This window comes from Luteimonas sp. 3794 (assembly GCF_031456825.1).
Taxonomy (GTDB): domain Bacteria; phylum Pseudomonadota; class Gammaproteobacteria; order Xanthomonadales; family Xanthomonadaceae; genus Luteimonas.
Genome location: NZ_JAVDVJ010000019.1, coordinates 37,867 through 51,725, shown reverse-complemented (window position 1 = coordinate 51,725; position 13,859 = coordinate 37,867). Strand labels below are relative to the sequence as shown.

12 protein-coding genes are annotated in these 13,859 nt (G+C 66.7%); 9 read left to right on the top strand and 3 right to left on the bottom strand.

The genetic code is table 11. The features are described 5' to 3' along the window. Positions 1 to 98: 98 nt before the first annotated feature. Positions 99 to 443: a hypothetical protein gene (locus J2X52_RS16970; RefSeq protein ID WP_310156173.1), complete on the bottom strand. Its 345-nt coding sequence runs from the start codon at positions 441 to 443 to the stop codon at positions 99 to 101. 263 nt (positions 444 to 706) lie between these two features. Between J2X52_RS16970 and J2X52_RS16965 the strand changes: the two genes are divergently transcribed. Further along, complete coding sequence (locus J2X52_RS16965; RefSeq protein ID WP_310156171.1) at positions 707 to 1,066, top strand: hypothetical protein; 360 nt, start codon at positions 707 to 709, stop codon at positions 1,064 to 1,066. A 41-nt stretch (positions 1,067 to 1,107) separates the two neighbouring features. Here the strand turns inward: J2X52_RS16965 and J2X52_RS16960 are convergent, their stop codons facing one another. Further along, entirely contained in the window at positions 1,108 to 1,680 is a 573-nt protein-coding gene (locus J2X52_RS16960) for a hypothetical protein (RefSeq protein WP_310156168.1), read from the bottom strand. A gap of 996 nt (positions 1,681 to 2,676) precedes the next feature. Beyond that, complete coding sequence (locus J2X52_RS16955) at positions 2,677 to 3,627, bottom strand: carbohydrate kinase family protein (RefSeq protein WP_310156165.1); 951 nt, start codon at positions 3,625 to 3,627, stop codon at positions 2,677 to 2,679. 205 nt (positions 3,628 to 3,832) lie between these two features. On the opposite strand from J2X52_RS16955, the gene J2X52_RS16950 reads away from it, so the two are divergent. The 8 genes from J2X52_RS16950 to J2X52_RS16915 all read left to right on the top strand — a co-directional run bounded on the left by J2X52_RS16950 (position 3,833) and on the right by J2X52_RS16915 (position 13,666). Continuing rightward, a complete protein-coding gene (locus tag J2X52_RS16950; RefSeq protein WP_310156161.1) occupies positions 3,833 to 4,873 on the top strand; it encodes a rod shape-determining protein in 1,041 nt (346 codons plus the stop codon). A 261-nt stretch (positions 4,874 to 5,134) separates the two neighbouring features. After that, positions 5,135 to 6,190, top strand: a complete 1,056-nt coding sequence (gene mreC / locus J2X52_RS16945; RefSeq protein ID WP_310156159.1) for a rod shape-determining protein MreC — start codon at positions 5,135 to 5,137, stop codon at positions 6,188 to 6,190. After that, positions 6,187 to 6,666, top strand: coding sequence for a rod shape-determining protein MreD (mreD, locus tag J2X52_RS16940; RefSeq protein ID WP_310156156.1), 480 nt, complete (start codon positions 6,187 to 6,189; stop codon positions 6,664 to 6,666). The genes mreC and mreD overlap by 4 nt, the downstream gene beginning before the upstream one ends. A 13-nt stretch (positions 6,667 to 6,679) precedes the next feature. Beyond that, positions 6,680 to 8,731 (top strand): penicillin-binding protein 2, encoded by a 2,052-nt coding sequence (gene mrdA, locus J2X52_RS16935; RefSeq protein ID WP_310156154.1) that lies wholly within the window; start codon positions 6,680 to 6,682, stop codon positions 8,729 to 8,731. Then, positions 8,728 to 9,837 carry a rod shape-determining protein RodA gene (gene rodA / locus J2X52_RS16930; protein ID WP_310156151.1) on the top strand — a complete coding sequence of 370 codons (1,110 nt, stop codon included), beginning with the start codon at positions 8,728 to 8,730 and terminating at the stop codon, positions 9,835 to 9,837. The genes mrdA and rodA overlap by 4 nt, the downstream gene beginning before the upstream one ends. Positions 9,838 to 9,907: 70 nt before the next feature. Beyond that, the gene (mltB, locus tag J2X52_RS16925; protein ID WP_310156149.1) at positions 9,908 to 11,038 is read left to right on the top strand and encodes a lytic murein transglycosylase B; all 1,131 of its coding nucleotides are present in this window, start codon (positions 9,908 to 9,910) and stop codon (positions 11,036 to 11,038) included. Continuing rightward, positions 11,035 to 12,369, top strand: coding sequence for a septal ring lytic transglycosylase RlpA family protein (locus tag J2X52_RS16920; RefSeq protein WP_310156144.1), 1,335 nt, complete (start codon positions 11,035 to 11,037; stop codon positions 12,367 to 12,369). Before mltB ends, J2X52_RS16920 begins: the two co-directional genes overlap by 4 nt. Before the next feature lie 82 nt (positions 12,370 to 12,451). Beyond that, complete coding sequence (locus J2X52_RS16915) at positions 12,452 to 13,666, top strand: D-alanyl-D-alanine carboxypeptidase family protein (protein ID WP_310156182.1); 1,215 nt, start codon at positions 12,452 to 12,454, stop codon at positions 13,664 to 13,666. The last annotated feature ends 193 nt before the right edge of the window (positions 13,667 to 13,859 follow it).

The following is a 13,859-nucleotide window of genomic DNA, read 5'->3' as shown; positions in this document are numbered from 1 at the left end:
ATACCCGACAACAGGAGAACAGCAAATGCCTCAACGCTCAGGCGCGGCGCTCATGCACTCGGAGTTGACAGGAAGCTCCTTACGGAATTGTTAGGTGCTTACTCTAAAGAGTGAATCTCTTCTTCAAGCACCTGCCGAATTCCGTGCTCTGTAATTTCCGTGACCACCCGGCGGTTGATGACAATGCGCTCTACCTGCCTATCCTTAACCTTGTCGTAGAGCCATGCGCTGAAAAGACCGATCTCAATGCTCACGGCAGCGTCCACAACGAACTGTAGGACTTCCGGAATGCCAAAACCTTTACGGACAATTGCGCCTTGGAACACGATTTTTGCGCCGCCTGGAACATCCACGCGGGTTCCAGCGGAAAGGCTATTGCCGACTCCGGCAATATCGAAGCCTAGGCGCCGGTCATGGGTTTCAATGTCGAGTTGAACTCTCATAAGCACCTAACGCTTGAATTAAGCCGTGCAGCGGAGCGGCATCGGCTTGAATGAATGGTTAGGACTCACAGCCGCATACCCAGCCAAATTACCGCCTCAGTCGAGATGGATACAAAGGGTGTGAGAACCCTCGGCCAGAATGTACCTGCTCGGACGTGCCCTAGCGATTGGTCGTGGTGCTGTTGCTCCTCAGCAACTATGGATGAGATTGCTGATACAGCGGCCGGGTCATGGCCTTGCAGCACGATCAGCTGTTGCTCTAGATGCTGAAGAACGACACTCTCGACCGCCGTTGTGGTTGCAGCAATAGCACTGCTACCGAGAAGGCCGGTTACGGCGCCGAGCACAAAACCACCCATGCCACAAAGCCAGTAGCTGCGGCAGCGACGGCGGCCACGCCGCTCCAACTCAGCGCCAAAAATGGCCCGATGCCGTTGCTCATGGGACCGGAACTCTCGAAGCTCATCGACCATCTTTGGAGCGGTCAGCCGAGCCATAAGGATCTGCCCGCTGTAGATGCCAATAGCGCCATGCTCGCCGGCGTGATTGACCTTGATGATTCGGTCGCCAAGTTCGCAGGCTGGAGGTTGCACGACTACTTCCATGTGAGCCCTAACGCTTGAGTTAAGCCGACCCGCGAACCGGGTTCGGCTTGAACGAATTGTTAGGCCCCGCTGGCGGTATGTATGAGTTTATCTGCGGATAGCCCATTTGGGGCTTCACCTGTCGCGAGGTACTTGTATCCATATCCCACTGAAAAGCTAGGAAGTCGAAGCTGCTCAGCAAGGACGCGATGCCGCTCAGTGGCGAAAATACAAATGTCGGACTCTTCATCATCAACATAGAGTGTGTGCCTCACTGCTGCTATATCCTTGCAGTTAAAGAGTGCGCAAAGGACTTCAGGGTTCCCCCCTTCTGGAGGGACATCCTCTCCGTCTTCTGAGAAATAGTTCGGGCAGGAGTCATACTCATCTCTGCGCTCTCCATTCTCAAACACGTCAAAGTACAGGATGTCATCATCATGGACTGTAACGAGGAATGCGACCGTGCTTAGATGGCGGGATATATCCGAAGAGAACTCATTTGGATAAAGACCACCCTCGTCGCATTGTTCGTCGTAGATGGTGATATAGCCGTTCCATTCCGGCGAGACAAAGGCGGCTCTTCCACTCAGATAGGAAAGAACTTCCTCAAGTGAGGAACTGCGAACAGTAACATTGGTGTAGAACGCGCCCACGTTGACTCCTTGTCATGAAATGGTGTGCCTGCGACGGATCTCTTCCGGGGCCTAACGCTTGAATTAAGCCGTGCCGCGAAGCGGCATCGGCTTGAATGACTTGTTGGGCAGCGGGCAGTCAGTCCGAAGCCGGTGGACCTAACGATACGACAAGGCTGCCAAGCGCGGGGCTGTGCCGATGGCCTTGCAGGAGTTCCGGTGCATCCATGCCTCCGTAAGTAGCGGGCTTGCCCAGCGATGGTGCCAGAGTGAAGCGAGGGCGCGCGGACTGGCGTAACGGACTTTGCCTGTGAACTGCCAGCCGTGGGGAGCCGCACAAAGAGAATGCGAATTCCGCGGCCCAACGCTCGAATTAAGCCGTGCCGCGAAGCGGCATCGGCTTGAATGACTTGTTGGGCCGCGGGCAGTCAGTCCGAAGCCGGTTGACCTGACGATACGACAGGGCTAGCAAGCGCGGGGCTTTGCCGATAGCGATTCTAGAAATCCGATGCATCCATGCCTCCGTAAGCAGCCGGCTTGCCCAGCGATGCCACCAGAGTGAAGCGATGGTGCGCGATCTGGTGGAGCGGGCTTTGCCTGTGAACTGGCGGCCGTGGGGAGCCGCACAAAGAGAATGCGAATTCCGCGGCCCAACTAGTATTCGACCCCGGATGCGGGGTGTTGCGTGGAGTATGCGTCGGGCGCGGGGCCATCGCAAAGACGAGGGCCTTGCATATGGGATCAATGGTTTGCGTCGTGTATGCCGGTTGTCGTGATCGCACGGCCGGCTGCGTTATCAGGCGACGGTCGTGGGGCGACGTTATGCGACAGAAGTGGGGTGTAACGCCGGCAATTTGCGGTCGACACAGGCGCCCACTCCTTCAATAACGGGTCTGGTGGAATGCCGTCGTCCCGTCGTCCCGTCGTCCCGTCGTCCGTCGCGGACCAACGCCGAGTCAAAAAAACAGGGCGCCCGAAGGGCGCCCTGTTTGTATCGCTTCGCGATAGCGCCCCAACTCAAGCCGTCGTCTTGCTTTCCAGCGCATACCCGAACTGCTGCCGGAACTGCAGCGAGAACTCGGCGTAATCGAAGCGCTGGTTCTGCGTGCCGGGGTGTTCGACTTTCAGGGCGCCCATCAGGTTGCCGATGCGGCCGATGGTCAGCCAGTCGCAGCCCTTTTCGATACCGAACAGCAGGCCGGCGCGGAAGGCGTCGCCGCAGCCGGTGGGGTCGGTCACGCGGCGCTCGTGGGCGGGCGGAATGTCGTGGGTCTGGCCTTCGGCGTGGATGACGACGCCCTTCGGGCCGCGCGTGCAGATATAGGCGCGCACCTTGCCGGCGATGACGGTCTCGTCCCAGCCGGTGCGCTCCTGCAGCAGGTTCGACTCGTAGTCGTTGACGACAACGTAGTCGGCCAGGTCGATGAAGTTGCGCAGCTCTTCGCCGTTGAACAGCGGCATGGCCTGGCCGGGGTCGAAGATGAAGGGAATGCCGCCCTCATGGAATTCCTGGGCGTTCTGCAGCATGCCGTCGCGCCCGTCCGGGCCGACGAGGCCGATGGTCACGTTCGCAACGTCCTTCACGTGATTCTCGTGGCTGCGCATCATCGCGCCCGGGTGGAAGGCGGTGATCTGATTGTTGTCCAGGTCGGTGGTGATGAAGGCCTGGGGGGTGAACAGGTCGGGGATCTCGCGAACCTGCGACAGGTCGATGCCGTGTTCCTCGAACCACTCGCGGTAAGGGCCGAAGTCCTGGCCGACCGTGCCCATGGGGATCGGGTCACCGCCGAGCAGCTTCAGGTTGTAGGCGATGTTGCCGGCGCAGCCGCCGAACTCGCGACGCATCCGCGGCACCAGGAACGAGACGTTCAGGATGTGCACCTTGTCCGGCAGGATGTGGTTCTTGAACTGGTCCGGGAACACCATGATGGTGTCGTAGGCCAGGGAGCCGCAGATCAGTGCAGACATCGGGCGGAAGCTCGCGCGGAAAGGTCGCACAGGGTACCGGCGCGGGGGGCGCGAGGCCAGCGCGAAGCCCGTTGCGCGGCGTCGCCCGGACCGCAGCAGTGCCCGGGCGGGCGCGCAACTGGGGGTGTCCCGGGGCCGCGGAGTGCCCTGTTTTTTGCTAGGCTAATCCGCTTCGTTTCGCCTCTCTGCCGGACGCCCTCTCCCGATGTTCAAGAAGTTCCGCGGTCTCTTCTCCAACGACCTGTCCATCGACCTGGGCACTGCAAATACCCTCATCTTCGTCCGCGGCCAGGGCATCGTGCTCAACGAGCCGTCGGTCGTCGCCGTGCGCCAGGATCGCACCGCCGGCCAGAAGGTCGTCGCCGCGGTCGGTTCGGAGGCCAAGCAGATGCTCGGCCGCACGCCCGGCAACATCACCACGCATCGCCCGATGAAGGACGGCGTCATCGCCGATTTCACCTACACCGAGGAGATGCTGAAGTACTTCATCAAGAAGGTGCACAAGTCGCGCTTCCTGCGGCCCAGCCCGCGCGTGCTGATCTGCGTGCCGGCCGGCTCCACCCAGGTCGAGAAGCGCGCCATCAAGGATTCGGCGCTCGAGGCCGGCGCGCGTGACGTGTCGCTGATCGAAGAACCGATGGCCGCCGCGATCGGCGCCGGTCTGCCGGTCACCGAGGCGCGCGGCTCGATGGTCGTCGACATCGGCGGTGGCACCACGGAAGTCGCGGTGATCGCGCTCAACGGCATCGTCTACTCGCAGTCGGCCCGCATCGGCGGCGACCGCTTCGACGAGTCGATCATCAATTACGTGCGTCGCAACCACGGCATGCTGATCGGCGAATCCACCGCCGAGCGGATCAAGCTCGAGATCGGCTGCGCCTATCCGCAGGAACACGCGATCGAGATGGAAGTGTCCGGCCGCCATCTTGCCGAGGGCGTGCCGAAGATCGTCACGATCAGCTCCAACGAGGTGCTCGACGCGCTGCGCGAGCCGCTGTCGGGCATCGTCGAAGCGGTGAAGCAGGCGCTGGAGCAGACCCCGCCGGAGCTGTGCGCCGACGTTGCCGAGCGCGGCATTGTGCTGACCGGTGGCGGCGCGCTGCTGCGCGACATCGACCGCCTGATCAGCGAAGCCACCGGCCTGCACGTGCAGATTGCCGAGGATCCGCTGACCTGCGTCGCCCGCGGTGGCGGTCGTGCGCTGGAGCTGCTGGACCTGCACGGCAACGAGTTCTTCGCGGACTGATGGCATCGGGACCGGCGATCGGCGCGAAGTTCTGGTCGCCACCCGGTCGTCGATGTCCTCCAGCGCCGACGCTGCGACGCGTTCGCAGGACCCGCGGCACTGCTGGTGTTCAACCGGCGGCTGGCTGTCCGGGCCAGAGCCTGCTCCCAGGATCAACCTGCTCCCAGGATCAAGATGGGCCCCAGCCTGCGCTGGGGCGACGACAATGCGGCCTTCGACTGTTGAGCCCACGTCCGAGATGACGCCGAGCGACCGCCCCTGATGTCCTCCTACGCCAGCTCTCCCGCGCCCAGGCCCGGCGACGTCGCCGGCACGCTGCGTCTACTCGCCTATCTCGCGCTGTCGTGCGCGCTGGTGGTCAGTGATCACCAGGGCGGCTGGCTGTCGCAGTTCCGCCAGCAGGCCAGCGTGGCGATGCAACCGCTGTGGTGGTTGGCCGGTCTGCCGTCGCGACTGGGTGACAGCATGCGCAACGATGCCGCCACGCGCACCCAGCTGTCGGCCGACAACCGCCGCCTGCGCAACGAACTGCTGCTGCTCAACGCCGGCCAGGCGCGGCTGCGCGTGGAGGCGGTCGAGAACGCGCGGCTGCGCGCGCTGCTCGGCGCGGTGGAGCAGGGCAGTCTCGACGTGCAGCTGGCGCCGATCCTCGATGTCGACCAGGACCCCACGCGCCAGCGTCTGCTGCTCAACGCGGGCAGCCGCAACGGTGTGCGGGTCGGCCAGAGCGTCATTGATGCCGGCGGGCTGCTGGGGCAGGTCATCACGGTCACGCCGCTGACCTCGACCGTGCTGCTGGTGACCGATCTCGAACACGCGGTGCCGGTGATCATCGCCCGCAACGGCGTGCGCCTGGTCGCCTACGGCAGCGGCCGCGCCGATCATCTCGCGCTGCGCAGCGTGCCGCTGTCGGCGGATGTGGAAGTCGGCGACACCGTGGTGACGTCAGGCCTGGGGGGGCGGTTTCCGCCGGGCTTTCCGGTCGGCACGATCACCGATCTGCAGCCTGATGACAGCCGCGCATTCCTGATCGGCGATCTGGCGCCGGCGGCCCAGCTCGATCGCGGTCGCGACGTGCTGTTGCTGCGCGATGTCGTGGTGCCGGTGACGACCGCCGATCTCGAAGCTGCGGCGGTCGAACGCGAGGCGGCCGCGCGCGCCCAGGCCGACGCGGACGCTGCTGCCAATTCCGCTACAGGCAACGGGGCGGGCGGCGCCGATACCGGCGATTCACCGCCGACCGACGTGCCACCGGCGCCGACCAACGACGCCCCGGCGCCGTCAGCGACACCACCTGCGCAGGTGCCGCAGCGATGAGCCGTCGTCGCAATCCCTGGATTCTGCCGGTCAGCCTGTTCGTGGCCTTGCTGCTGGGCCTGCTGCCGTTGCCGCCCGGCCTGCAGCCGTTCCGGCCGTTCTGGCTGGCGTTGGTCGTCGCCTACTGGGTGATCGAGGATCCCGACCGCGCGGGCCTCGGCTTCGCGTTTTCGATGGGCCTGATCGCCGATCTCGCGTTCGGTGGCCTGCTTGGCGAACAGGCGCTGCGGCTGGTGATCATGGCCTTCATCCTGCAGCGCTTCCGCTCGCAGCTGCGCTTCTTCCCGGTCACGCAGCAGGCCTTGGCGATCGGCGGCCTGCTGCTCAACGACCGCATCGTCAGCGCGGCGATCCACGTCGCGCTCGGCGTGCCGCAGCTGCCGTGGGCCTACTGGCTGGCGCCGCTGATCGGCATGCTGCTGTGGGCGCCGCTGTATCTGGTGATGGACGCACTGCGCTTCGGGCGCAAGCCGTAACAGGAACGACGCGATGGCCAGGCGCGGGCGACGTCCCGACATCCGCAACAACGCCGCCGAGGCCGCGGCGTTCCGCACGCGCGCGCTGATCGGATTCGGCGCGGTGGTGATCGCGCTGGGTGTGCTGGCGGGCTGGTACTTCAAGCTGCAGGTCGTCGACCACGACATCTACGCCAAGCGTTCGGAAGCCAATCGCATCAAGCCGCGTCCGGTGGTGCCCGGGCGCGGGCTGATTCTCGACCGCAAGGGCCGCATCCTCGCCGAGAACGAGCAGGCCTACCGGCTCGAAGTCACGCCCGAGGAAGCCGGTGACACGCGCAGGCTGATCAGTGAGCTGTCGCGAATCATCGCGCTCTCGCCCGACGACATCGCCCGCTTCGATCGCGAACGCAAGGCCCAGCGCAGCTTCCGCGCAGTCACGCTCAAGCTGCGCATCAGCGAGGACGAGATGGCGCGCTTCGCGCTCGACCGCTGGCGCTTCCCGGGCGTGGAAGTGGTGCCGTATCTCAACCGCTACTACCCCTACGGCGATCTGTTCGCGCACGTGGTGGGCTACGTCGGCCGCACCGACGAGAGCGACGTCACGCGCTACGGCCAGGCGCATCTGCTGTATCCGCAGACCGGACGCACGGGCCTGGAGCGGTTCTACGACGAGGCACTGCGCGGCAAAATCGGCTACGAGCAGGTGGAGACCAATGTCGAAGGGCGGGCGCTGCGGCGGCTCGGCCTGCAGCCTGCGACCGCCGGCGCCGACCTGCGCTTGAGCGTGGATGCCGACCTGCAGCAGGCCATGGTGCTGGCCTTCGGCGGCCTGCACGGCTCGGCGGTGGCGGTCGAGCCGGCGACCGGCAACATCTTGGGCATGGTCAGCCTGCCGAGCTTCGACCCCAACCTGTTCGTCAACGGCATTTCTCATACCGACTACCGCAGCCTAATGGATGATCCGGCGCGTCCGCTGTTCAACCGCAACGTGCTCGGTGGCGGCCCGCCGGGCTCGACGATCAAGCCGCTGGTCGCACTGGCCGGTGTCGACAGCGGCCTGCGCACGCCGGAATCGCGTGTGTTCTCCACAGGCGAGTTCTTCATTCCCGGCCAGCGCCGCGGGTATCGCGATGCCGCGCGTGGCGCCGGCTGGACCGACCTGCGCGATTCGATTGCGCGTTCGGTGAACTACTACTACTACCAGCTCGCCTACGAGATGGGCATCGAGCGCTTCGACCAGTACATGACGCGCTACGGCTTCGGCCAGCCCACGGGGATCGATCTGCTCGGCGAGAACGCCGGCATCGTGCCGTCGCCGCGCTTCAAGGCCTCGCGGACGCGCGAGCCCTGGTACGCCGGCGAAACGGTGATCGCCGGCATCGGCCAGGGCTACTGGATCGCGACCGCGCTGCAGCTCGCGCGCGGCACCGCGGCGATCGCCAACGGCGGCCAGCTCAACACCCTGCACCTGGCCAATGAACGCCGCGACGGCTTCGACGCGCCGTGGCGACTGGTCCCGCGGCCACCATCGACCTCGATCACCGACAACCCCGCGCATCTGCGCGCGGTGCAGGAAGGCATGGTGACCACGATCCACGGCCGCGGTACCGGCACGCGCATGGCCATCGGCGCCGAATACCGGATGGCCGGCAAGACCGGCACCGCGCAGCGGGTCAGCCGCCGCGGCAGCGTGAGCATGGATCCGCGCAGCCTGCCGTATCACCTGCGCCACCAGGCGCTGTTCGTCGGGTATGCGCCGGCCGAGAATCCGACGATCGCCGTGGCGATCACGGTCGAACACGGCGGTTACGGTGGCAGCACGGCTGCACCGATCGCGCGTCGCATCTTCGATGCCTGGTTGCTCGGCAAGATGCCGGAGATGGAAATCGACCCGGCCACGGGTGCGCCCGCTGCGGTGGCCGCGATCGTGCCCGGGGCCGAGCTCGCGCCCGAGCCGTCGTTCGAGGCGGTCGTGGCCGGTGTGCGCACCGCGCCGCGGGATGCGAACGGCAAGTTCCCAGGTGTGCCGCCGGCGAGCGCGCCTTCGAACGGCAATGCAGCGCCGACGGAGCCGACGCGATGAACGTGATCCTGCGCTGGCTGCTGGAAATGCTGCAGCGCTTCACCCGCACCCTCGACTGGCCGCTGCTCGCCGCGCTGCTCGCATTGATGTGCATCGGCCTGGCGGTCCTGCACAGCGCCACCAACCAGAACGTGGCGATGGTCGCATCCCAAGGCAGCCGTTTCATCATCGGCCTCGGCGGGATGTGGGTGCTGTCGCGCATTCCCGCGGTGCAGCTACGCCGCTTCACGCCGGCCGCGTATATCGCCTCGCTGCTACCGCTGGTCGCCGTGCTGTTCATGGGCACCGGGCGCAGTGGCCAGCACTGGATCAACCTCGGCGTGTTTTACGTGCAGCCGGCGGAGTTGATGAAGCTCTCGCTGCCGATGATGGCGGCCTGGTGGCTGGGCCAGCAGCCCACGCCGCCGCGGCTGGGGACGGTCGCGGTCGCCGCGCTGATCATCGGACTGCCGACCGGCTTGATCCTGCTGCAGCCGGATCTGGGCACCGCGGTGCTGGTGGCCTCGGGCGGCGTGTTCGCGCTGTATCTGGCTGGTCTGTCGTGGTGGTGGTTCATCGGCGGCGCCGCGGCGTTCGCGGTGGCCGCGCCGGCGGCCTGGTTCTGGTACTTCCAGCAGTACCAGAAGGACCGCATCCTGACCTTCCTCGATCCCGAATCCGATCCGCTCGGCACGGGCTGGAACATCATCCAGTCGAAGATCGCGATCGGCTCGGGCGGGTTCTCGGGGCAGGGCTGGGGGGACGGTTCGCAGTCGCATCTCAACTACGTGCCCGAGCACACCACCGATTTCATCTTCGCCGTGCTGAGCGAAGAGTTCGGCTGGCTCGGGGTGAGCGTCGTACTGGGCCTGTATCTGTTTATCGTCGGCCGATGCCTGTGGATCGCCAGCGAGGCGCGCGACGGCTTCTCGCGCCTGCTGGTCGGCAGCCTGGGTCTGGCGCTGTTCGTCTACGTCATCGTCAACGGCGGCATGATCTCCGGCCTGCTGCCGGTGGTCGGCGTGCCGATGCCGCTGCTGAGTTTCGGCGGCACCGCGGCGGTCTCGCTGCTGGCCGGCTTTGGTGTGGTGATGGCGGTGCAGGCGAGTGCGACGCGGCGGCGCTAGCCTTACCGGCCCTGACTGCACCCGCGCAGCGGTGCATGCCGCGCGCACGTGCGTGCTAACCTCGCCGCCGATGAGCCGACGCCCTTTTTTCCGACTCGCCGTGGCCGCGCTGCCGATTGCATTGGCAGCGTGTGCGACCCCCGTCAACCCGTCCGATGGCCATGCCGAGGACTACGGTGCGGTGACGCCGTTGCCCGAACCCGCACGGACCGAAGGTGCGCTGCTGGCCCCGGTGCCGCAGCCGCCCGAACGTCCTGTCGCGCCGACCTCGGTCACCGATCCGGGAATTCCGCGCGCGCAGCGTGTCGAGAATTTCATCGACTACACCGTGCAGACCTACGGCGCCGATCCGGCGCACGTGCGCCGCGTGCTGGCGCAGGCGAAGGTGCAGCAGCCGATCCTCACCGCGATCAGTCGCCCGGCCGAAGCCGTGCGCCCGTGGCGCGACTACCGACCCATCTTCATCAACGACGCGCGCATCAATGGCGGCGTGGCGTTCTACCGCGAGAACCGCGCTGCGCTCGACCGCGTGGCCGCCGAGACCGGCGTGCCTGCCGAGTACATCGTCGCGATCATCGGCGTGGAAACCAGCTACGGCCGCATCACCGGCAACTGGAAAGTGCTCGACGCGCTGTACACGCTGGCGTTCGACTACGCCCCGCGCGCCCCGTTCTTCGCCGGCGAACTCGCGCAGCTGTTCGCGCTGGAAAAGGCCGAGCCGCAGCTCGATGTACTCGAACTCAAAGGCAGCTACGCCGGCGCGATGGGCATGGGCCAGTTCATGCCATCGAGCTATCGGTTGTGGGCGAAGGACGGCGACGGCGATGGCCGCCGTGACCTGCTGACCCACAAGCCCGACGTGTTCGCTTCGATCGCCAACTACTTCGTCGTACACGGCTGGCAGCGGGGCGGCCCGGTCGTCGCCCGCGCCCAGCGCGACCCATCGGCGGCCGACTTCAAACCCGAGAACTGGGATCCGGTGTATCCGCTGGCCGACCTGGCAAAGCGCGGCTACACGCCGGCGCCGGGGCAGCCGATCGGCGAAGGCGCCACCCTGCTGTCGCTCGATGGCGAGGCCGGCATGGAGTACTGGCTGGCGTATCGCAACTTCTACGTGATCACCCGCTACAACCGCTCGCCGATGTATTCGCTGTCGGTGCACCAGCTCGCGCAGGCGATCCGGGCCGGGGTCGGTCCGTGATCCGATGGCTGCTGCCGCTGGCGGCGGTGGCCCTGCTCGCGGGCTGCGCGGGGAATGCCAAGCGCGGCGATGCGCCCGGGACAGGCGGCACCGTGTCTGCACCTACGCACCGGCCTGCGTCGGGCCAGCGCGGCGTCTCGCCGTATGCACCTGCGCAGGAAGATCCGAATACCCGCGGCCACTACACCGCCGGCGGCCTGTATCGCCCAGGCGTGCCCGACAGCCTGCCCGACTACCTGCCCAACGTGGATCTGATCCCGGAGCCGGAGGTCGTCGATCTGCCGCGTTCGCCGGTCGGCAACCGCAGCCCCTACCAGGTGCTGGGCAAGAGCTATCAAGTGCTCGACGACCACAGCGAGTTCGCCGAAACCGGTACCGCGTCCTACTACGGCGCCAAGTTCCACGGCCGCCTGACCTCCAACCGCGAGGTCTACGACATGTACGCGTTCACCGCCGCGCACAAGTCGCTGCCGTTGCCGAGCTTCGCGCGGGTGACCAATCTCGACACCGGCAAGTCGGTGGTCGTGCGCGTGAACGATCGCGGCCCGTTCCACGAAGGCCGCGTCGTCGATCTGAGCTACGCGGCGGCGGTGAAGATCGGCATCCATCCCGCCGGCACCGGTCGCGTCGAAGTGCGCGCGCTGAGCCCGGGTGAAAACGCCCGCAACCAGTACGACGCCGTCGCCAGTGCGCCGCCGGTTGCCGCGTCTGCGCCGCGCGCGACGCGCGGTCCGGCGACCGCCACCGCGTCGGCAACGCCCGCAGCCACGACCTCGGCCGCCGGCAGCGCGATGGACGCCATCGTCGAAGCCCTGCCGATCGCCACCGCCCAGGCCGGCGAACGCCCGGCACCTGCGCCGCAGGGCGATCCGGCGGACGGCCGCTTCAACATGTACCAGAACGGCAAGGTCATGACGGCCGACGATTTCGATGCCTGGCTCGCCTCGCGCGGGATCAAGCTCGAGAACGGCCGTCAGGTGCCGCTGCATCCGCAGCCCGCCGCTACGCCAGCTGCCGCGCCTGTCGCCGCGGCCCCGACTGCGGTCGCCGCTGTCGCCGCGCCGACACCTGCGCCGGTTCGCGCGGCAGGCGCCGCCCTGGGCGGCGTGACCTTGCAGGTGGCCGCCTTCGGCGCCCGCGCCAATGCCGAGCGGGCGCTTGCGACGCTGCGCGGCGCCGGTATCGCCGCCGCGCAGCTGCAGGACGGCACCGCCGCCGGCAAGCCGGTCTGGCGCCTGCGCGTGGGTCCGGTCGAGGCCACCCAGGTCGCCGATGTGTCCTCGCGCGTCGCCGGTCTCGGCTTCGGCGCGCCGACCGTCGTGCGCGACTGAATCCTTTTCATCCATCGCCGGTCGACGCGGCCGGTTCCCCGGAGTTGTGCATTACATGAAAGTGTCCGTAGTCGTTTCGCGCATGTTGCTGGCCGCGCTGGCCACCGCCACGGTGGGGATCGCCGTCGCGCAGGATCCCGCGCCCACGCCGCAGCCCGCGCCCCGGCCCGCCGCGCCTGCCGCCGCGGCGCCCGCGCTCAGCGACGACCTGCCGACGCCGCCCCCGCCGACCGTCACCGGCACCGCCTGGGTGATCATGGATTACGCCACCGGCCAGGTGCTGGCGGGCGACAACCCGGATGAGCGTGTCGAGCCGGCCAGCATCACCAAGGTGATGACCAGCTATGTCATCGCCGCCGAACTCGCCGCCGGCAAGATCAAGACCGACGACCAGGTGCTGATGAGCGAGAACGCCTGGCGCAAGGGCGGCGCCGGCACCGACGGCAGCTACAGCGGCTTCCCGGTCAACCAGCGTGCGCCGCTGCTGGACATGGAAATCGGCATGGTGGTGCAGTCGGGCAACGACGCCGCGATCGCCCTCGCCGAGCACGTCGCCGGCAGCGAGGAAGCCTTCGCCCAGCTGATGAACGCCTACGCCGCGCGCATCGGCATGAAGAACAGCCACTTCGAGAACGCGACCGGCCTGTCCGGCCCGGAGCACTACTCGACCGCGCGCGATCTGGCGATCCTGGGCCGCGCGATGGTGCGCGACTTCCCCGAGGAATACGCGCACAACAAGATCAAGGAATTCACCGTCGGGCCGATCACCCAGCACAACCGCAATCGGCTGCTATGGCGCGACGACAGCGTCGACGGCATCAAGACCGGCCACCACAGCGGCGCCGGCTACTGCCTGATGGCCTCGGCCCTGCGCGGCGACCAGCGCCTGATCTCGGTGGTCATGGGCTCGACCAGCGAAGCGCAGCGGGCCACCGATTCGCTGGCGCTGCTCAACTGGGGCTTCCGATTCTTCGAAACCCATGCCGTCTACGACGCCGGCAAGGTCGTCGCTACGCAGAAGGTCTGGAAGGGCAAGGCCAACGAGGTCCAGTTGGGCGTCGCCGAGCCGATGCTGGTGTCGATGCCGCGCGGCAAGTACGCGCAGCTCAAGCCGTCGATGGACATCCCGCAGACGCTGGAAGCGCCGATCGAGAAGGGTCAGGCCATCGGCACCGTGCGCGTCGAGCTCGACGGCAAGGTCATCGCCGAGCGTCCGCTGGTGGCGCTGGAAGCGGTGGAAGAGGCCGGCTTCTTCAAGCGCCTGTGGCACGAATTCCTGATGTGGTGGAACGCGTAAGAGCGGGTGCTTCGCGGTCTGGCAGAAGTCGCCAAGCTTGCTCTGACCCTTCCCCCTCTGGGGGAAGGTGCCCGAAGGGCGGATGAGGGTGCTTTTGCGGCCATCCGTTTGAAGCCCGGCCCTCACCCGACGCGCTGCGCGCGTCGACCCCGGATCAGGTCCGGGGCAGGCTCTCTCCCGAAGGGGGAGGTGT

Excerpts from the sequence above, each read along its gene's own strand:
- J2X52_RS16970 (WP_310156173.1), bottom strand. The coding sequence starts at position 443 with ATGAGAGTTCAACTCGACATTGAAACCCATGACCGGCGCCTAGGCTTC.
- J2X52_RS16965 (WP_310156171.1), top strand. The coding sequence starts at position 707 with ATGCTGAAGAACGACACTCTCGACCGCCGTTGTGGTTGCAGCAATAGC.
- J2X52_RS16955 (WP_310156165.1), bottom strand. The coding sequence starts at position 3,627 with ATGTCTGCACTGATCTGCGGCTCCCTGGCCTACGACACCATCATGGTG.
- J2X52_RS16950 (WP_310156161.1), top strand. The coding sequence starts at position 3,833 with ATGTTCAAGAAGTTCCGCGGTCTCTTCTCCAACGACCTGTCCATCGAC.
- mreC (WP_310156159.1), top strand. The coding sequence starts at position 5,135 with ATGTCCTCCTACGCCAGCTCTCCCGCGCCCAGGCCCGGCGACGTCGCC.
- mreD (WP_310156156.1), top strand. The coding sequence starts at position 6,187 with ATGAGCCGTCGTCGCAATCCCTGGATTCTGCCGGTCAGCCTGTTCGTG.
- mrdA (WP_310156154.1), top strand. The coding sequence starts at position 6,680 with ATGGCCAGGCGCGGGCGACGTCCCGACATCCGCAACAACGCCGCCGAG.
- rodA (WP_310156151.1), top strand. The coding sequence starts at position 8,728 with ATGAACGTGATCCTGCGCTGGCTGCTGGAAATGCTGCAGCGCTTCACC.
- mltB (WP_310156149.1), top strand. The coding sequence starts at position 9,908 with ATGAGCCGACGCCCTTTTTTCCGACTCGCCGTGGCCGCGCTGCCGATT.
- J2X52_RS16915 (WP_310156182.1), top strand. The coding sequence starts at position 12,452 with ATGTTGCTGGCCGCGCTGGCCACCGCCACGGTGGGGATCGCCGTCGCG.